General features: G+C 38.7%; 16 protein-coding genes. 13 read left to right on the plus strand and 3 right to left on the minus strand.

The window, feature by feature from the left end; all coding sequences use genetic code 11:
• Positions 1-133: 133 nt before the first annotated feature.
• Entirely contained in the window at positions 134-1,093 is a 960-nt protein-coding gene (locus NV377_RS11325) for an aldolase catalytic domain-containing protein (RefSeq protein WP_258201327.1), read from the plus strand.
• A gap of 273 nt (positions 1,094-1,366) precedes the next feature.
• Here the strand turns inward: NV377_RS11325 and NV377_RS11330 are convergent, their stop codons facing one another.
• The gene (locus tag NV377_RS11330) at positions 1,367-2,746 is read right to left on the minus strand and encodes a Glu/Leu/Phe/Val family dehydrogenase (RefSeq protein WP_258201328.1); all 1,380 of its coding nucleotides are present in this window, start codon (positions 2,744-2,746) and stop codon (positions 1,367-1,369) included.
• Between the two features lie 212 nt (positions 2,747-2,958).
• Between NV377_RS11330 and NV377_RS11335 the strand changes: the two genes are divergently transcribed.
• The 4 genes from NV377_RS11335 (at position 2,959) to NV377_RS11350 (ending at position 11,905) form a co-directional block, all read left to right on the plus strand.
• Positions 2,959-4,137 (plus strand): CopD family protein, encoded by a 1,179-nt coding sequence (locus NV377_RS11335; protein WP_258201329.1) that lies wholly within the window; start codon positions 2,959-2,961, stop codon positions 4,135-4,137.
• A 755-nt stretch (positions 4,138-4,892) separates the two neighbouring features.
• Complete coding sequence (pheS, locus tag NV377_RS11340) at positions 4,893-5,927, plus strand: phenylalanine--tRNA ligase subunit alpha (protein ID WP_258201330.1); 1,035 nt, start codon at positions 4,893-4,895, stop codon at positions 5,925-5,927.
• Between the two features lie 198 nt (positions 5,928-6,125).
• Positions 6,126-8,567: a phenylalanine--tRNA ligase subunit beta gene (gene pheT, locus NV377_RS11345; protein WP_258201331.1), complete on the plus strand. Its 2,442-nt coding sequence runs from the start codon at positions 6,126-6,128 to the stop codon at positions 8,565-8,567.
• 107 nt (positions 8,568-8,674) lie between these two features.
• Complete coding sequence (locus NV377_RS11350) at positions 8,675-11,905, plus strand: cell division protein ZapA (protein ID WP_258201332.1); 3,231 nt, start codon at positions 8,675-8,677, stop codon at positions 11,903-11,905.
• Positions 11,906-12,035: 130 nt separating this feature from the next.
• Here NV377_RS11350 and NV377_RS11355 read toward each other — a convergent pair whose 3' ends face one another.
• On the minus strand, positions 12,036-12,434 hold the full coding sequence (locus NV377_RS11355) for a cupredoxin domain-containing protein (RefSeq protein ID WP_258201333.1): 399 nt from the start codon (positions 12,432-12,434) through the stop codon (positions 12,036-12,038).
• 159 nt (positions 12,435-12,593) lie between these two features.
• Entirely contained in the window at positions 12,594-12,953 is a 360-nt protein-coding gene (locus tag NV377_RS11360; protein ID WP_258201334.1) for a phage holin family protein, read from the minus strand.
• Between the two features lie 210 nt (positions 12,954-13,163).
• On the opposite strand from NV377_RS11360, the gene NV377_RS11365 reads away from it, so the two are divergent.
• From NV377_RS11365 to NV377_RS11400, 8 genes are all read left to right on the plus strand, one after another.
• A complete protein-coding gene (locus NV377_RS11365; protein WP_258201335.1) occupies positions 13,164-15,524 on the plus strand; it encodes an endonuclease MutS2 in 2,361 nt (786 codons plus the stop codon).
• Positions 15,525-15,859: 335 nt separating this feature from the next.
• Positions 15,860-16,282, plus strand: coding sequence for a DUF350 domain-containing protein (locus tag NV377_RS11370; protein ID WP_258201336.1), 423 nt, complete (start codon positions 15,860-15,862; stop codon positions 16,280-16,282).
• A 128-nt stretch (positions 16,283-16,410) separates the two neighbouring features.
• Positions 16,411-16,908 (plus strand): hypothetical protein, encoded by a 498-nt coding sequence (locus tag NV377_RS11375; RefSeq protein WP_258201337.1) that lies wholly within the window; start codon positions 16,411-16,413, stop codon positions 16,906-16,908.
• 97 nt (positions 16,909-17,005) lie between these two features.
• On the plus strand, positions 17,006-18,223 hold the full coding sequence (locus tag NV377_RS11380) for an MFS transporter (protein ID WP_258201338.1): 1,218 nt from the start codon (positions 17,006-17,008) through the stop codon (positions 18,221-18,223).
• A 100-nt stretch (positions 18,224-18,323) separates the two neighbouring features.
• On the plus strand, positions 18,324-19,241 hold the full coding sequence (gene cysK, locus NV377_RS11385) for a cysteine synthase A (RefSeq protein ID WP_258201339.1): 918 nt from the start codon (positions 18,324-18,326) through the stop codon (positions 19,239-19,241).
• Between the two features lie 487 nt (positions 19,242-19,728).
• Positions 19,729-19,947, plus strand: a complete 219-nt coding sequence (locus NV377_RS11390) for a hypothetical protein (RefSeq protein WP_258201340.1) — start codon at positions 19,729-19,731, stop codon at positions 19,945-19,947.
• A gap of 40 nt (positions 19,948-19,987) precedes the next feature.
• A complete protein-coding gene (locus NV377_RS11395) occupies positions 19,988-20,347 on the plus strand; it encodes a spore coat protein (RefSeq protein WP_258201341.1) in 360 nt (119 codons plus the stop codon).
• Between the two features lie 148 nt (positions 20,348-20,495).
• Positions 20,496-20,996 (plus strand): Lrp/AsnC family transcriptional regulator, encoded by a 501-nt coding sequence (locus NV377_RS11400; RefSeq protein ID WP_373425819.1) that lies wholly within the window; start codon positions 20,496-20,498, stop codon positions 20,994-20,996.
• The last annotated feature ends 44 nt before the right edge of the window (positions 20,997-21,040 follow it).

A 21,040-nucleotide genomic window follows, 5' to 3' on the forward strand; every position in this document is an offset into this window, starting at 1 on the left:
CGAAACCAAGCTGTCGATAAGGGAAAAGAATCAGTATTGGCACAAGTGCACAAATATTTTTATTTTGCGTTATTTATTAAATTCAAGTATGATGATTAAAAAACGAACTAAGTTCATAAAAGGAGTATCAGATATGCAATCCAAAACTAATCATTGTAAAATTGTAGACTGTACGATTCGCGATGGCGGCCTTGTAAATAATTGGGATTTCAGCGTTGAATTTGTTCAACATTTATATAAAAGTTTGAATGATGCTGGCGTTGATTATATGGAAATTGGATACAAAAACTCTCCTAAACTGCTTAAAGGTGCAGACCAAGCTGGTCCGTGGAGATTCCTTAATGATGATTTTCTTAGAACAGTAATCCCGAATAAAGGTCAAACAAAACTTTCTGCTCTTGTTGATATCGGTCGCGTTGATGAAAATGATATTTTGCCTCGTAGTGAGAGCATGATCGATCTAATTCGTGTTGCTTGTTATATCCAAGATGTGGACAAAGCTCTTGAATTAGTTCAAACTTTCCATGACCGTGGATACGAAACAACAATTAATATTATGGCATTGTCTAACGTGCTTGAAAATCAACTATTAGAAGCTTTTGAACTAATTAATGCTAGCGTTGTTGATTTTGTATATGTCGTTGACTCTTACGGAAGCATGAAGCCAAATGATATGAATTATTTAGTAGGGAAATTCCAAGAACACCTTCCTAACAAACGTTTAGGTGTTCATGCTCATAATAATCTTCAACTTGCATTTGCAAACACGCTTTTAGCTGGTGGTAAAGGTGTTGAATTACTTGATGCTTCTGTATACGGAATGGGTCGTGCTGCAGGTAACTGTAACACTGAACTTCTAGTTGCAGAACTTCAAAACACAAAATACAATATTCGTCCATTGCTTGATATGATCGAGCAACATATGATTCCTATGCGCGAAAAAGTTGAGTGGGGTTATAACATTCCGTACATGGTAACAGGTGTACTTGATGAACATCCACGTTCTGCAATGGCACTAAGAAATTCTGAGGACAAAGATAAATACGTAGAATTCTACGATCAACTTACAACTCCAGAGATGTCAAGTAAATAAGTGTAACATTAAGGTTAGTTCAGTGATGAACTAACCTTTTTTGTTGTGTCTAGAAGTATCCGACGAATACCAATTCGAGGTAACGAATAGCAGCGCTGCCAAAGTAGTTGCCCCCGAAGCATAACTCTGACGTCAGCACCAAGAAGATGACATGAAGCTAGTGACGCGCGGAGCGGAGTGTACGTTATTGGTACACGAGCACCACAGCTAGCGATGAATGTCATATTCGCAGTCGACTAAGCAACGAAGCTACTCATCGTGATCACGTCGGAGTCAGTAGAGCTTGCCTTGACGGTAGAGAACTAGGGACAACTTCATCACCGCATGATTATAGCAACTTTGGCGAAGTTGATGATTTTGGCTGAAAAATAGCGGAAATACTTGATCTAATGTTTTTTGCATTTTAGCATAAAGCAATTCGTAGACATGTTCCTCACTATAAAACTGTGTATCTTTTCCTTGTAACCACTCAAAGTAAGAGACAATTACCCCACCAGCATTCGCAAGAATATCAGGAATTACGATAACATTTTTAGCAGCTAATACATCGTCAGCCTCACCAGTAATAGGTGCGTTCGCGCCTTCAACTATCCACTTCGCTTTTACTTGATCTACATTACGTTCATGAATTTGTTCTTCCAAAGCAGCTAAAAACAATACATCAACTTCTTGATATAGTACAGCTTCACGATCTTGAATGTGTGCATCAATATGATATTCAGCACATGCTTCAGCTGTCGTAGGTAGTTCTCCTGAATGATCCGCACTATATTGCAGTAGCTTATCGATTGGAAGACCATTCTCGTTGAATAACGTAACGTTACGATCACTTACTGCAACAACAGAATGTTGCGCAGATTGATCATTGAAAATTTCTTGGGCAATAACAGCTCCTACATTGCCGAATCCTTGAATAGCCATTGTAAGCGGTCGATTCAAATAACTTTTGGCAATAGGCAGATATGGATTATTATATGTTTCAAGTGTAGATAAGTTACTACGAATGTAATGATCAAGCATATATTTGAAACTGAAATAGACGCCTTTCCCAGTGGCTTCACGTCTACCTAGTGATCCACCAGAAACGATACTTTTTCCTGTGAAACTACCAAGATATGGTCTTCCTGGATGAATACTTTTGTACTCTGCTGTCATCCAGTCCATTTCACGCTCGCCAGTACCCATATCTGGGGCTGGAATGTCTTTGTCAGGGCCAAGAATATCTGTAAAATATTGCACGTACTTTTTGCAAATTAGATATAACTCACGTTCAGAATATTTACGTGGATTAATTCCTACTCCACCTTTACCTCCTCCGAATGGAACATCATGTAGCGCATTTTTTAAGGTCATTAATGCTGCAAGGTTACTTACTTCATCTTCATTGACTGATTCATGGAATCGTATGCCGCCTTTGTATGGACCAATAGCATCATTATGCTGTATACGATAAGCAGGAATTCGAACAACATTACCACTGTCTAATGTAATTCTTAAGTAAGCTTTATGCGTCTTGTTCGGCGTAGAAAGAATGGCACCTATTGATTGAAAAATTTGCTCTCGAGAATTACCTTTTAGTAAAGGTAAAATCGCAGGATCAGCCAACAGAATATCTAAAGCTTGTTGAACGATCGTGCCTGTTTGTCTTCCCATTAGTTTCAGCTCCTTAATCATATTAACGTTGTATCTTTATATGATGTGCTACTGCAAGAGAATGATACAAGCGTATTTTACATAACATATTGCAATTAGATGAATGTTAACAAAGTTGCAACACATTAATATTACTCCTATGTTACACTGAACTAGATCAATTAGGTATACTGAAATGTAAATATTTAACTACATAATTAGGATGTGACATATTGGATACGCTATTGTATATAAGTAATGTGATTTTGTATATTGCCTTATTAGCTACATCGGGATTAATTATTGCAAATTCGTTGCTTGGGATGAAGTGGGAACAGCCAGTTTTGGAACTTATTAAACTTCGTACTAAGCAACTTAGTAAATTTTTATTTATCGCAGTTTTATTTGCATTATGTGTTCAATCCATGCAGTGGATCGAAATATTTGGTATAGATTCAATTCAGTGGAAGGAAGTGCTACTGAATACATCTACAGGTAAAAGTTTAACTTATTTATTTGTACTAGCACTTGTAGGTTTGTTTCTTAAGCGATTCGATAGCATGTTCGGTATCATTTGGGCATGGGTGATTCTTTTCGGAGAAGCAATGAATGGTCATATTGCCGCTCTTGAAAGTAGTCAGGTAGGAACACTTTTCGACTATATCCATCTGTTCTGCGCGGCGATTTGGATAGGCGGCGTAATTATTCTATGGATCATTTGGCGAAATGAAAAGTCTATCGCAGCTAAGTTTATGATTAGATTCTCCAAAATATTGTGGGTAACACTAGCACTTGTTGCCATTAGTGGCGTTTTACTTACAATACTTATATTACCAAGCTGGATGTACTTACTGTACACGTCATGGGGCAAATGGCTATTAATAAAAATAGTTGTTATTAGCTTAGCTATTGGTTTGGGTTATCTTGCTCGGATTAAAATTGTGAAGCATCATAATAATCCAAAACGTGCCATGTTGACGGAAGCTATTCTATTAGTCGCTATTATTATGATTGCTTCATTGATCAGTCAGATTAGTCCGATGCCAAATATGAACAATCCTTTGAACGTTCATAGAATGGGCGATGAACTACATTATACAGTTAAGCTTACACCTAATGCTCCTGGTCCTAATCAGTTAAGCGTAACGCTTTGGACGCTGGAGGAGGAAGGTGAGGTTGCAACAGTCGATGTATCGGTAGTTGCAGAGGATAAACCATCAAGATCAGAACGTGATTTCGAATTAGTACAGGCTGATTTAGAGGATGAATTTGCATTCGATAATTTTAATGAGTCCAGATTTGTTATGAAGGATTTACAATTACCATACCCTAGTAATTGGCAAGCAAAAGTAATGATTACTTTCTTAGATGGGCATAAACGTAGTTTTGACTTTACATTTAGTAATGATTAATGTTTGTTAGAAATGCCTTTGTTTATTAACGTTGATAATCTTAATTTATCTTTTTAAGAGACTATCTTGCATGAGTAGATTATTTTGTCTATAATATTAGCAAGTATGAAATAATGAAGGCTAAGATAGAGATAAGTACGTTAATCGTCTATACAGGGATGGAGTGCCTTAGATTGAAAGCATTCTTATAGTAACTGATAACCGAAATTCACTCTGGAGCTGGTACTTGAACATTGACTTAGTGTCAATCAGTAGAGATGCACGATGACCCGTCGTTACAGGGACTAAGAGGTATGTCGCATGCAATACTTGCGATATGTTTGAATTAGGGTGGTACCACGGTTCTTCCGTCCCTTTGGGGAGGAAGGACCTTTTTGTGTTTTTCCCCTTTGATTCGCTTGTGATCACGATGGTTATGCTGACGAAGTGTATTCGGCTTCTAATATGCCATTCATCGCTAGCTGTGTTGCTCGTGTACCAATAACGTACACTCCGCTACTCGCGTCACTAGCTTCATGTCATCTTCTCGGTGCTGACAAGCGAATGATGCTTCGAAGGAAAGATGAAAAGCTGTAGGTGATGCTACGGCGAGGGCTCCTAGTTAACTTTCCTTTGGAAATTTAACAGATTCGCTTCATTGCGAATAACCAGATCGAACCAGATTCGATCGAACCAGATTTATGAACATATTAACTAAGTTTTGTAATTCTTATTACTTTTATTTTGTATAGTGAAGAACAATGGAGGCGAATTCAATGAAGGAAAGATTAGAAGCATTGCGTGAAGAAGCTTTAGCATCTCTGCAACATGTTGAACATGTAAATGCATTGCAGGAACTACGAGTTAAGTATCTTGGAAAAAAAGGTGCACTTACAGAAGTATTGCGTGGAATGGGTAGTTTAAGTGCAGAAGAAAGACCGGTTATTGGTCAAGTTGTTAATGACGTTCGTGCAGCAATTGAAGCCGTAATGGATGAGAAACAAAACTTCTTCCAACAAGAAGAAACGAATAAGCGTCTTAATGAAGAAACGATTGATGTATCGTTACCAGGTCGTTGTCTACCGACTGGCTCCATTCATCCTTTGAACAAAGTTGCTCAAGAGATTGAAGATATTTTCATTGGCTTAGGTTATTCAGTTGCTGAAGGACCAGAAGTTGAGACGGATTATTACAACTTTGAAGCTCTAAATCTTCCTAAGGATCATCCTGCTCGTGATATGCAAGATACGTTCTATATTACTGAAGAAATTCTTATGCGTACTCAAACTTCTCCTGTACAAGTGCGTACGATGCAAGCAAGTCATGGAGAAACTCCGATTCGTATCATTTGCCCAGGTAAAGTATACCGTCGTGATGATGATGATGCGACGCATTCCTTCCAATTTAACCAAATTGAAGGTTTAGTAGTTGGCAAAAACATTCGTATGAGTGATTTGAAAGGTACATTACTACAGTTCGCCAAGCAAATGTTTGGTGAAAATTCGCAAATTCGTTTGCGTCCAAGTTTCTTCCCATTCACTGAGCCAAGTGCAGAAGTTGATGTAACATGTGCACAATGCGGTGGCTGTGGTTGTCGTATGTGTAAAGGAACTGGTTGGCTTGAAATTCTTGGTTGCGGTATGGTTCATCCACGTGTACTTGAAATGGGTGGATATGATCCGAACGAAGTTACTGGATTCGCTTTTGGTATGGGAGTCGAACGTATCGCACTATTGAAATATGGTATCGATGATATCCGTCATTTCTACACGAATGATACAAGATTCTTATCTCAATTTGCTCGTATGTAAATCAGAGGGTCATAGCTGTGCTTGTGCAATTCCAATGATAGTGAGAAAACCTCTATCGAGGCTATCCAAGGGTGAGCGACCGCGTTTATAAGGAAGGTTTTATCGCCAAATAGAATTTGTCCATCGGTACCCTAGGAAATTAATAAATTATATTGTGATAAAAAGATCGGTTGTCGGTGAAGGAAGGGACGGAAAATAATGAAAGTATCCTATAAATGGTTAGAGCAATATGTGGATCTATCGAATATAACGGCTGCAGAATTAGCAGAAATGATGACACGTGGCGGTATTGAGATCGATATCGTTGAAGCTAGAAATCAAGGGGTTTCTGGTGTAGTAGTTGGTTATGTTAAATCCAAGGAAAAACATCCAGATGCAGATAAGTTGAATGTTTGTAAAGTGGATGTTGGCTCAGGTGAAGAATTACAAATCGTATGTGGTGCACCTAATGTTGATGCAGGGCAACATGTTCCCGTTGCAGTAGTTGGGGCGAAAATGCCTGGTGATTTCAAGATCAAACGTGCAAAGCTACGTGGTGTTGAATCACAGGGCATGATTTGTTCTGCGAAAGAATTAGGCGTTAATGATAAGCTGCTTCCTAAAGAGCAACAAGAAGGAATTCTTGTATTGCCTTCCACTTTAAAACTTGGAACACCTATTGAAGATGTTCTAGATCTTAACGATCATGTTCTTGAACTTGATCTTACACCAAACCGCTCAGATGCGCTTAGCATGATTGGTGTTGCCTACGAAGTTGCTGCACTGACAGGCCGTGAAGTGAAACTTCCACAATCTAATATTATCGATACAGCTGATAAAGCTGCTGATCATATTAAAGTATCAATTGAAAATACCGAATTATGCTCTCACTATTCTGCAAGATACATTAAAAGCGTAAAAGTAGCTACTTCACCATTATGGTTACAAAACAAATTGATTGCTGCTGGTGTTCGTCCAATTAACAATATTGTTGATGTGACCAATTTCGTTATGTTGGAATACGGTCAACCACTTCACGCATTTGATGCTGATAAAGTTCCAGGTGGCGAGATTGTTGTTCGTTTAGCAAAAGAGGGAGAAGTGCTAGTTACTCTTGATGATCAAGAACGTAAACTAGAGCCTCATATGCTAGTTATTGCTGATCGCACGCAACCAATTGGTCTTGCTGGTGTTATGGGAGGAGCTACTACAGAGGTTACTGCCGACACGGTTAATATTTTACTTGAATCTGCTAAATTCGCTGGTAGCACAATTCGCAAAACATCTCGTGGTCTTGGCCTACGTTCAGAATCAAGCCTTCGTTTTGAAAAAGAAGTGGATCCAGCGCGTGTTATTCCAGCACTTGATCGTGCAGCTGCATTAATAGCTGAAATTGGTGAAGGATTAGTACTTGATGGAGTAGTTGAAGCGATTGTTAATGAGTCTGTTCCACTAACAATTACAGTTGCTCTTGACAAGGTCAACGCTTTCCTAGGAACTTCATTGTCTGGACTTGAAGTTAGAACAATTTTTAATCGTCTTGGTTTCACTTACGAGGTAACAAATGATGAGCAGTATACAGTGCAAGTGCCAACTCGTCGTGGGGATATTACATTAGATGTGGATCTGATTGAAGAAATCGCGCGTGTATATGGATATGACAATATTCCAACTACACCAATTTACGGAGAAGTCATTCCGGGTGCGCTGACGAAAGCACAATCTATTCGTCGTGAGCTACGTAAACGTCTATCTGATTCCGGGTTACTGGAAGTTGTAAGCTATTCTTTCACTAGTCCAGCACATACTGAATTATTCCCTGAATTAGCTCGTGATACGAAAGCTATTAAGTTATTAATGCCTATGAGCGAAGAGCGTAGTGTTCTTCGAACTAGTCTAATTGCTCAATTAATTGATATCACATCATATAATCGTAATCGTAAAAATGAATCTGTAGCATTATTTGAAATCGGTAGTGTGTTCCATAGTGATGAAGAAGTATTAACGACGCTACCAGAAGAAAAACAACGCTTTGGCGCATTATTAACAGGAAATCGTACGCAAGCTGGTTGGAATTCCAAATCAGTAGCTTATGACTTCTACGATGCAAAAGGAATTGTTGAAACGATTACCACTGCTCTTGGTGTTAGTGAGTATATTAGCTATGAATCAGCACAACCAACAAACTTCCATCCAGGTAGAACAGCTGCCATTGTGTTAAATATAGAGGGTAACAAAGAGGTACTTGGTTATGTTGGTCAATTACATCCTGAATTGCAACGTACATCTGATTTGGCGGATGCCTATGTCGTTGAGTTTGAACTAACTCCTTTATATGAACTTGCAAATTCTGACATCGTCTATAAGGTGCTACCACGTTATCCAGCGATTAGTCGTGATATTGCTGTTGTAGTGGAACAAAATGTTGCGGTTGGGGATATGTTAACATCTATCTCAAGTACTGCAGGTGAATTATTAGAATCTATTCAAGTATTTGATATCTTCACTGGTGAGCGTCTAGGGGCAAATAAGAAGAGTGTTGCTATCGCACTTGTATACCGTCACAAAGATCGTACATTAACAGATGAAGAAGTAACTACTGTTCATGAACAGGTCGTAGCTACATTAGAACAATCTTTTGAAGCAGAATTACGTAAGTAGGCAGGAAACTGCTTAAGCCGCATCGAATAAGTTCCAAGTGAGCTTAGATGCGGCTTTATTTGTCGTTCAAAGCCTTATTGCACTTCATGGATTAGGAGTTGATACACATGGAAAACGAAACAATCGTAGTACATGTTGATATATTTGGTAGTCAATATAAACTTAAAGGTCATTCAAGCGTAGAATATATGAAAATGGTAGCTACATCAATAGATGAAAGCATGCATAAGCTTGCCAAAAGCTATCCTGTTCTTGATACACATAAATTAGCAGTTCTAGCAGCTGTTCAAATTACGGAAGAAATATTCCGAGTACGTCGTGAAAATAGTAGACTTCAAGCGGAGGAAGCACGTTTACTAATAACAGAGAAACAACTTCAATTAGAACAAGAGCGTATTGAACAATTATTAGCTCAATACGAACAATATAAAGTTCAAGCGAGCGAAGAACTTACAGTGTTGAAGCAATTACATGCCGAGCAACTTTTAGAGCATCAAACAGTAAGTAATGAACAACAATCACAATTAAAAGCATCTTTCGAACAAGAGCAAGAACAAGTTCAACTTACTCATTTAGCTGAATTAGAGTCAATTATCGCCACATCTGAAGCGATTAAACTTGAGCTTGAACATAATATTACGGCTTTACAAGAGCAGCATGAGAAGCAAATTCAAGAATTATCGGAAAATGCGGTAATTGAGCAGAAGTTAGCATTATTACAGCAAAAGGGTCGATTTGAAACAGAGTTAGCGAAACTAAAAGTTGATGCAGAAAAACTTATAGCTCAAAATGAACAATTAATGGATGAAAAACAGACTGCTGTTGCTAGTTTTAATGAACAGTTATCAGCTGCGGAAAAGCTATTAATAGAGTCTACCCAACAGGCAAGTGAAGTTAGAGATCAACTTGAGGCGGAACTAGAGTCATTACGTATCGAGTTTGAGCGGCGTAATGTTGAGCTTCAATCGGAATGGGATAAAGATAATAAGCAACTATCAGAACAATTGAGTCAACTTCAAGCTACTAGTAAAACAGAAAAAGAAGGTTTTGAGTTACGTTTAGCTCAAGCTGATGAGCAAATTCTCCTCGCTATGGAGCAGGAAGAAGTTTTGCGATCAGAACTGGATCAAGCAGAGCGTGCTCGAGTGATTATAGAAGATGCTAAGCAATTATTAGCGCAACAGTTATCCTCGGAACAAGAGCTGGCGCAACTTGAGAAGGCATCACTTGAGAGTCAATTAGAAGAGACGACTCAAAATTTTGAAACTATTGTCGCATCAGAAAAAGCTCAAGTTGAGAATCTTCAAAATGAAGTTGCTAGCTTAGAGAAATACTTGACTTCAAGTCATAATCAAACAGAAGAATACAAACGCAAAGCGCTACAGTTAGAAGAACAAAAAAATGTCCTACATAGCAACATTGAGCAATTAAACGAGCAGTTGCTTGAAGAAGGATTAAAGCAACTAGCACAAGAAGAGCAAATCGAAGGAATTATAGCGGAAAAAGAGCTATTATCTGTTCAATTATTAGAGATCTCTACACAATCAACTCAATTAGCGACTCAATTAGAAGCTACTACTGCTGAGTTAGTTCAGTTAACTGAGCGTAATGAGCTACTACAATTAGAACAAGAACAATTGAAGAAACAAAATATAGAACAGATGAATGAACAAGAATTAACTATGTTACTAATTCAAGAATTAGAGCAGGATCTTTCAACCATGAAGTCATCGAATTCAGAAGAGAAAGCGCTTCGTAGTGAGTTAGAGCAAGAATTAGCAAGCGTGAAATCTGCAAAAGCAGAAGAAGTAGCATACCGTAACGAGCTTGAACAAGAACTAGCTAGCGTGAAGTCTGCGAATGCAGAAGAAATAGCGTACCGCAATGAGTTAGAACAAGAACTAGCGAGCGTGAAGTCTGCAAATGCAGAAGAATTAGCGTACCGTAACGAACTAGAACAAGAACTAGCAAGCGTGAAATCTGCGAAAGCAGAAGAAGTGGCATACCGTAACGAGCTAGAACAAGAACTAGCGAGCGTGAAGTCTGCGAATGCAGAAGAAATAGCGTACCGCAATGAGTTAGAACAAGAACTAGCGAGCGTGAAATCTGCAAATGCAAAAGAAGAAGCATACCGTAACGAGCTAGAACAAGAACTAGCAAGCGCGAAGTCTGCGAATGCAGAAGAAATAGCGTACCGCAATGAGTTAGAACAAGAACTAGCGAGCGTGAAATCTGCGAATGCAGAAGAAATAGCGTACCGCAATGAGTTAGAGCAAGAACTAGCGAACGTGAAATCTGCAAATGCAGAAGAAGAAGCATACCGTAACGAGTTAGAGCAAGAACTAGCGAGCGTGAAATCTGCAAATGCAGAAAAAGAAGCGTACCGTAACGAGCTAGAACAAGAACTAGCAAGCGTGAAGTCTGCGAATGCAGAAGAAATAGCGTACCGCAATGAGTTAGAGCAAGAACTAGCGAGCGTGAAGTTTGCGAATGCAGAAGAAGTGGCGTACCGCAATGAGCTAGAACGAGAACTAGCGAGCGTGAAATCTACAAATGCAGAAGAAGAAGCATATCGTAACGAGTTAGAACAAGAACTAGCAAATGTGAAAGCGTCTAATACAGAAGAAATAGCGTACCGCAATAAGCTAGAACAAGAACTAACAAGCGTGAAGTCTGCGAATGCAGAAGAAGAAGCGTACCGTAACGAGCTAGAACAAGAACTAGCAAGCGTGAAGTCTGCGAATGCAGAAGAAATAGCGTACCGCAATGAGCTAGAACAAGAACTAGCAAATGTGAAGTCTGAAGAAGATGCGTTGCTGCCTAAAGTGAAACAGCTTGAACAGCAATTAGTCGATCTTCAAAATAATTATGATAATGTATCACGGAGTTATACAGATCTTGAACTTCAACATCAACAGGATACTGATAAGTCAGAGCAATTACTAGAGTATTTGGAAGTAGCTGCTACGAAGGAAAGATTAACAGCGAATAAAATGTCGATTACTGAAGAAAATGTTAAAGCTCTTGAAATACAATTAGCTAGTCAGATTGAAGCAGAGCGTCAATTGCAGCAGCAGTTAACTAAGTTAGAGTCCGAACTTTCCGAATTAAGGATACATGCGGAGCAATTCCAAAATCAAGCTACACGATATGAGGAACAACTTGAATTACAAGAAGTAGCTGCAGCTCGCATGATGGAAGATCAGTCATTGGAACAATTAGAGCTGGTAGAGCAGCAATTAGAGCAGTTAACTGATGTGCATGAAAAGCTAAAACGTGAATATTCCAAGCTACAAACCGAGTACAATGAATGGATTGAATTAATCGAGCAAAGTTAATTCACTTTTATGATGTAGGAAAAGCCTAAGTAGCTGTTTTAAGTGCTACTTAGGCTTTTTCATGAAATAATTAGTCTGAAGAAAAGCCTCTTCTTCACTAGATGGAAGAAGAGGCTTTAAAATTAGTCTGTTATGCTACGACTACAAGCTTTGTAGTCATAGTGCGGTGGCCACTACCGCAAGGAACAGAACAACGAATGTCGTAAGTACCTGGCTCAGTAATTGTAACTGCAGTTGTTTTATTGTTGATAATGTTATTATACTCCGTATTCATTATTTCAACACCATGTGCACCACTGATTGAATCAACGGTTAATTCTACGGATTCTCCTGCACGAATGGCATAATACTCTTTATCAAATTTCCAGTCAGACGCAGTAATAATGAGTGAACCTGTTGCAATTTCATCATCACTAACTTCTATTGGCGCAGCAGGAGTGACTGGTTTATTACTATTTGAATTTGAGCCACAAGCCATTAATACGACCATTAAAGCGGAAACCAATGCTAATACTAACCATTTTTTCATGACATTAACCCCTTTGAATGTAATAATAATAATTATTATATACCAATATTAGGATGGAATGTATTAGTTCACGTGACAAGCTGATGACAATATTGCAATACACTACGAATTATAATCTACTATAGGCCCTTCATCTAAGATGAAGGACCTATAGTAAAATTATGATTTATGACGTTCGCCAGCTTCATAAGGATTACCGATCGGTATGAACAAGTCGACGATTCCGATAACAAGTGCTGCAAGCAAAGCACCAATTAGCGTTACACTCACTCCACCAACAATAAATTGGGCTAACCAAATAACAAGCGCACTAATTAGAAATCCTACGATACCTCTGCCAAAAGGGGTAACTTTTTTGCCGAAGATACCTTCTACAATCCAACCTAGTGCGGCAATGACTAGCGCTAATAATAATGCGCTCCAGAAACCGCCTACTGCAAATTGTGGGACGATCCAGCTAACAAGCATTAACACTAAAGCTGAAACAATAAATCTAACAACATGTCCTAGAAAATTCATTTCCATTCCTCCATGTAGAAATTGTGTATGATGATACAGGTACGACGATTCACTATTAAGTGTTGCCATATTACAAAATAATATGTACGAGGTAGTACAAGAAATACAACTTTAAGCTATAATAAGTAATGCAAGAGAATGCTTCCGATGTACTTTTCATATTCGAGAAGCTATATTGAAGGCCAATGAAAAGTTTAAGGAGTGTTATCGTTGAACGCAAAAATATTGACAACACTTGAGTATTCAAAAATAATTGTAAAATTGAAGGAGCATGCTGCGACTTCTATTGGTAAAGAAATGGTTGAACAAATAGAACCATCTACTGATATAGAAATTGTCAAAAACTTATTACAATTAACAGATGAAGCTTTTGCTGCAGATCGTTTGAAAGGGTCTGCACCGTTTGGTGGAATTTTTAATATTAGTTCCTCACTACATCGGGCAAGAATTAGCGGAACATTGAACGCTACTGAACTAATTGAGATTGCTTCTACATCTCGTGGTAGTCGTCGCGTGAAAAGACATATTTCAACCGTTAATGAAGAATATTCAGTCCCATCTTTGATGAACATCTCCGAATTAATAAGTGAACATCGTGAGCTTGAAGAAGCAATTTGGACATGTATTAATGAACAAGGCGAAATTCTTGATCAAGCTAGTGCTGAATTAGCCACTGCACGTCGTGAAATTCGACTAGGAGAAAGTAGGATTAGAGAAAAACTGGAAAATATGATTCGGTCATCTTCGGTGCAGAAAATGCTACAGGAAGCTATTATTACTTTGCGCAATGATCGCTTTGTTATTCCGGTTAAATCTGAGTATCGTTCTAGTTTTGGCGGAATTGTGCATGATCAATCAGGATCAGGTGCAACGTTGTTTATTGAACCTGAAGTTATTGTAACGTTGAATAATAAACTTCGTGAAATGAGAATTCAAGAAATTAGAGAGATAGAGAAAATACTTCAAAAGCTAACTGCTCAAGTAGCCGACTGTGTAGAAGATTTTCTGTATGATCAACAACTAATTGCAACGCTTGATTTCACATTTGCAAAAGCAAGATATGCACATATATTGAAAGCAATCCGCCCACGGATGAATGACCGTGGATACATCAAGCTGAAAAAAGGTCGCCATCCATTAATCGATCCTCGTCAAGTTGTACCTTTGGAACTTGAACTTGGGAATCAGTATCACTCCATTATCGTGACAGGACCAAATACTGGTGGTAAAACAGTCGCGTTAAAAACGGTTGGTCTACTAAGCTTAATGGCGATGTCTGGCTTATTTGTACCCGCGGAAGATGGAAGTCAGCTTTGTGTCTTTGATGCCATTTTTGCTGATATTGGTGATGAGCAAAGTATTGAACAAAGTTTGAGTACATTCTCTAGTCACATGACAAACATTATTAGGATTTTACAAGAGATGACATCCAAAAGCTTAGTGCTTCTAGATGAACTTGGAGCGGGTACTGATCCGGCTGAAGGTTCAGCATTGGCTATAGCGATACTTGAGCATATTCATGCTAAGGAATGTAGAGTAATTGCTACAACACATTATTCTGAGTTGAAAGCTTACGCATTTAACCGAAAAGGTGTAATTAACGCTAGTATGGAGTTTGATATTGCTACTCTAAGTCCAACGTATCGTCTACTTGTCGGGGTACCAGGTCGTAGTAATGCATTTGCAATTGCGGAACGATTAGGCTTGTCATCGGCTATTATTGATGTAGCTAGAGGTGAAGTTAGCGATGAGGACATGAAAGTTGAAAGTATGATTGCTTCGTTGGAAGAAAATCGACTTTCAGCTGAATCTGACCGTGATACCGCACAAAAGTTGCGACTTGAGATGGAGCAGTTACGTATAAAACATGAGCAAGATAAACTGAAGTTTGAAGAACAGAAAGAAAATCTGCTTGTCAAAGCGCAAAATGAAGCGAATGCAGCTATCACTAAAGCTCGTAAAGAGGCAGAATTAATAATCTCGGATCTTCGTAAATTAGCGATGGAAGAAGGCGCATCGATCAAGGAGCATAAGCTCATTGAAGCTCGCCGCCGCTTAGATCAAGCTGAACCAGAAATAAAAGTTAAGAAAAAACCAGCTCGTGATGGTAAGAAACAAAAAATTCATGCTGGCGATGAAGTTAAAGTATATAGTCTGAATTCTAAAGGGCATGTTGTAGAAATACATGGTGAAGAAGCTACAGTTCAACTTGGAATAATGAAGATGAAGGTTAAATTAGAAGATCTAGAATTACTACAATCACAATCTACTACGCCTGCACAACCACAAAAACAAGTGGCTACATTAAAACGAACAAAAGATGACTCTGTTCGTATGGAACTTGATTTGCGAGGTGAATCGTTGGAGGAAGCTATACTAGAAGTGGATAGATTTCTCGATGAATCATTCCTTGCAGGAATGGGGCAAGTGTATATTATTCACGGAAAAGGAACAGGAGTGCTTCGTTCCGGTATTCAAGAATATTTACGCCGTCACAGCCATGTTAAAGCTTACCGTAATGGGAATTATGGGGAAGGCGGCATCGGTGTCACTGTAGCCGAACTCAAATAGAGGGAGCTCAAATCGCTGGCTTGCAATGCGATGATTTCCTTCGTAGTATATTCGAAGGCGAAGCTGCCATTCATGGGAAGCCTGAGTGTGCTCGTGTACCTATATAGTACATTGCGCGCCTCGTTTCCTAACTTCATGTCATCTTCTTGGTACTGACAAGCCAGCGATTTGAGCCTATATTGGAATGGAAGTCCAAATTGCTTGCTTGTGATTGCAATAATTTCGTTGGCATCTGCCATCTGCATGTTGTGATGTACTCAAGACTCCTGGCATCTTCCATCTGCTTGATTCTGTCAATTTTTTATTGTAGAAAGTTGTAAAGTGAGGAGAATAGGATGAATCCTAAGATTGATTGGTTATTAGAAAATGAATATCTAGCCTCAATTGTATACGTTTCTGTGGCGATACTCACTTTGATTGTTTTTTTGTCATTGTTTGAGTTAGTAACTAAATATCGTTGCTGGCATGAAATTAAGCGAGGTAATGTAGCTGTTGCTATGGCAACAGGAGGGAAAATATTTGGTATTTGTAACATTTTCCGATTTTCTATTTCAATGAATAGCTCAATCTATGAGAATTTAATTTGGGGAACCTATGGCTTTATCATTTTGCTTGTCGCTTATTTCCTATTTGAATTTTTGACGCCGGTATTTAGAATAGATGAGGAGCTCGCTAATGATAATCGTGCGGTTGGATTGATAGCTATGATTATTTCTATCTCGTTATCCTATGTAATCGGTGCGACTATCCTTATCTAAAGAGGGTGTTTCGTATGAAGATTTTATCTAGAGTACTAGCAATAGTTGCAGTTTTGTTTTTTGTTATTGGTATTATATATGTAGCAAACATGTGATGAAATCTCATGTATTTAGAAAGGAAGTTTACAATGGAATTACAAACAACATGTCCATGGTGTGAAACAGATATAATTTGGGATGAGGAGATCGGACCTGAAAAAAATTGTCCACACTGTGAAAACGAACTAAGTGGTTATCGAACATTAGAAGTAGATTTAGACGATGAAGAAGATATTGATGATGAGCGTTCTGATCAAGATGATGTAGAATGGGATGATGACGACCGCGGGATTTTGCGTACAACACGTGAAATTGCTGCAAACAGTTCTTTACAAAGTATTCTTAATGAGCAATTTGAGATGCCTGAATGTATTAATTGTCGTTCATATATGGTTGAAGCGGGGCTACAAGTTGTTGGTGAAAATGGACAATTTGAAGCAAAGGTTTCACCTGTTAACGGTATGCCTTTAGTAAATGAAACGTTCAAGGTCATTTGGTATGTATGTCCTTCATGTTATCGTACGGATAGCTACCTAGATCTTCGTGATCGTAAGCAATTACTTGATGCATTAACGCCTGAAGTTTAGAAGTTGGAAATATCGTGCTAGTATGTCGTCTTTACCCTAAGGGTATGTTATCACAGAGCTAATATAGCTTAATCCTGTTTCTAGGAGATGTGATAAGATGGCAAAATTATTAGATAAACAAGCAATGATATTACTTGCGATTTATGCTTCATTTGGCTTTGCTAATTTATTGTCAGGCACTTTTGTTCCTGTATATTTATGGAAGGCAAGCCAATCGTACTTCACCGTTGCGCTTTATGCATTAGCACAATACTGTGCGGGAGGGATAACGTTCTATCTCGCAGGTAAATGGGTGAAGGAAGGAAATAAATTAAATTGCCTGCGAGCAGGGTGTCTGCTCTCAGGCGTTTTTTATAGTATTGTGTTATGGGTTAAGCAAGGGGCTAGCGATATTCCAATCATTCTTGGTCTAATTAGTGGTATCGGCTTAGGACTTTTTTGGATCGCTTATAATGTTGTCTATTTTGAGATTACAGAACCCAATACAAGAGATCGTTTTAATGGTTGGCAAGGATTACTAATCGCATTTGCGGGAATAGTTGCTCCATGGTCATCAGGAATACTCATCAGTATGTTAGCTGATTTGAGAGGTTATCAACTTATATTTACTAGTTCTTTAATAATATTTGCTTGTTGTGGCGTATTAAGCTTTTATATTAAGAAACGACCAACTCAAGGTAAATATGATTGGGCTCATCCAATAAAACAATTAAAAAGTTCAGATACAAATTGGAGGAGGGCATTTGCGGTTATTATTACGCAAGGTGTTCGTGAAGGTGTATTTCTATTTTTAATTGGCTTAGTTGTGTATATTGCAACTAATGATGAAGCAAAAGTAGGGATGTATAGTTTATTGGCATCGGTAACTGCTTTAATAAGTTACTGGATTGTTGGGCGATATATGAGGCCGAATTGGAGAATATGGTCGATGTTCATTGGTGTTCTTTCATTAGCAGCCATAATTGTTCCGTTATTTGGTGGTATTCAATATCGTTCATTGTTATGGTTTGGTATAGGGACAGCGATGATATTTCCTCTGTATATCATTCCAATTACATCTAGAATTTTTGATTTGATTGGGGCATCGCAACAATCCGTTGAGAAGCGAGAAGAATTGATTGTATTTCGAGAGCTTGGTTTAACAACAGGTCGACTCATTGGATTGATTCCGTTCTTTATCTATTTGCAATGGAATAATACAGAGCAAGGGTTAGTATGGATGTTGTTAATTGTAGGCTCAGTTCCGATACTAGGCTGGTTTTGGATGCGAAAATTATTTCGCGACGACTACGGAAGAACTAAAGTAATGAAATAAAATGCACTAAATATAAAGTTTTATATTATGCTTTCGAAGATACTTTTCATGTCCATGATGAAATCCAAGAGCTAATGAAAAGTTTTAGGAGGAATTTAAGATGGCTAAAATAGTGAATAGTGTAATGGAATTAATCGGAGATACTCCAGCAGTATTATTGAATCGTATAGCTGAGCCGGGTAGTGCAGAAGTCATCGTTAAGCTAGAATACTTTAATCCTAGTGGAAGTGTGAAAGACCGCGCTGCCTACAACTTGATTGCCGAAGCTGAGCGTACAGGTACTCTACAGCCAGGAGCTACAATCATTGAACCGACCAGCGGGAATACAGGAATTGGTCTCGCGATGAATGCAGCCGCGAAAGGCTATCGCATCATACTGGTCATGCCTGACAATATGACTAAAGAACGAATTGGGATGTTGAAAGCTTATGGAGCAGAAGTTGTACTAACACCATCTGCTAATCGGATGTCTGGAGCGATTTCCAAAGCGTTAGAGCTCCAGAAAAGTATTCCTAACTCATTTATCCCTAATCAATTTGAAAATCAAGCAAATCCCGATATACACCGCAAGACGACGGCTCTTGAAATTATAGAGCAGACGGATGGGAGATTAGATGCATTTATAGCTTCCGCTGGAACAGGTGGCACGATTACAGGAACGAGTGAAGTACTTAAAGAAAAATTACCACATATTCATATTGCTGTAGTAGAACCGAAAGGTTCGCCTGTTCTCTCAGGAGGTCAACCAGGATCGCATAAGTTGGTTGGAACAAGTCCTGGCTTTATCCCTGCTATTTTGAATACATTAATTTATGATGAGATTATTCAAGTTGCTGATGAGGACGCAATCAACACAATGAAGTTGCTTGCGCAGCAAGAAGGTATTCTTGTAGGTCCTTCATCAGGAGCTACAGTATGGGCAGCTATGCAAGTTGCTCGAAGATTAGGACCTGGCAAACGAGTACTTTGTATTGCGCCGGATACAGGCGAGCGTTACCTCAGTATGGATCTATTCTAACTTTAGAGGTAGTTCAAAAAGCGGACTTTGATAACGGTGATTGTGCTAATGTAGCTTATTCGGCATCGAATATGAAGCGAACTTGGGAAGTCCGGTACGCGTGTACCAATAACGTACACTTACGTTTCCTCCTCCCTAAAGTAGCGCTCCATCTTCTCGATTCTGAAAGCCCACTTTTTGAACTTTCATTTTAAGCGGTAGTTCAAAAAGCGGACTTTGATAACGGTGATTGTGCTAATGTAGCTTATTTGGCATCGAATATGAAACGAACTTGGGAAGTCCGGTACGCGTGTACCAATAACGTACACTTACGTTTCCTCCTCCCTAAAGTAGCGCTCCATCTTCTCGATTCTGAAAGCCCACTTTTTGAACTTTCATTTGAATAATGTATTTCTCACTTCTCCAATTTTTAGTTCGTATATCAAGCGGCATATTGGCTCATGCTAAGTTTGCAGTTATTTGCGAATATGTTAGGAGGATGAAGCGAATGCAACCGATGTCGAGCAAAGAACTTGAGTATGTGATTGACTCCATCTCGAATGAGGATTTGTTGTTACGTCAAACTGCTGCAGTTGTTGCACTTTCAACTCACCCAGCCCTAAAAAGCTGTTGTGAAGCTATGGTGCAAACTCATCAAGAAAATTACAATACGTTGATGAAATCAATTGAGCAGCATCAGGCAATAGCACCTATGGGTATGAATTAATTTTCATTACAATCATTCAAGATGTAACGGAGGGAATCCAATGACTACGAATAACAGTCAAAAGTCTATGTTAACTGAAGAAGATCTAGCAGGTACAGTACTCGCTGATCTTAAGCGGGTAGTTCGTGAATATGCTACGGCAGCAACTGAATCGAATTGCCCAACGGTTAGACAGATGTTTACTGATCTGCTGAATAAGACGTTAACGATGCAAGGACAACTGTATACTGTGATGTCTCAAGTAAATATGTATCAAGCTCCTTCAGTCGCTCCTAAGAAGGAACTAGACAAGCAGCTTCGATCATATTCTAGCCAACAACAGCAAACTCAAAGTTGGCTACAGCAGAATAACCTAGATAATCAACATCAGACGGCGCCATTGTACACTTCATTGCATTAATTGCACGAAAATGGCATCATAATACGATTTGCAGTAAAAAAGACCCTATTAGGGTCTTTTTTATCTTTGCAGAACGTATCTATTCGGTGTAAAATAACGTACATAGCTTTGTTGCTATACACCACAGGAAGTGGGAAGGAGTAAAATCATGATAGGAATTAGTGAGTTTCAATTAAAGGTGCTTGAGCTTTTGCAAGAGGACGCCAGAATTAAGCCAGAATTAATCGCCACTATGCTTGGTGTAGCCGTTGAGGAAGTTCGCGAAGCAGTCGCCACACTTGAACAAAATCATGTAATCGTGAAATATGCAACGATCGTGAACTGGAGTAAAATGAATGACGAGAAAGTTACGGCCTTAATCGAGGTGCAAATTACCCCTGAGCGCGGACGTGGATTCGATCGTATTGCAGAAACTATATACTTGTATCCTGAAGTTAAATCACTGTATCTAATGTCAGGGGCTTATGATTTACAAGTTGAGATTGAAGGAAATAGTTTGAAGGAAGTTGCTTCCTTCGTTTCTAATAAATTATCTACAATTGAAGCAGTTTTATCTACTAAAACATACTTTGTACTTAAAAAATATAAACAGGATGGCATTATCTTCGAAGAGCATGAAAGTGATCATCGTATGATGGTGTCCCCATAAGAAGGGTGAATGTGATGACAAACGAAGCATCGCAAGTATCATCC

It is taken from the genome of Paenibacillus endoradicis (assembly GCF_024721975.1).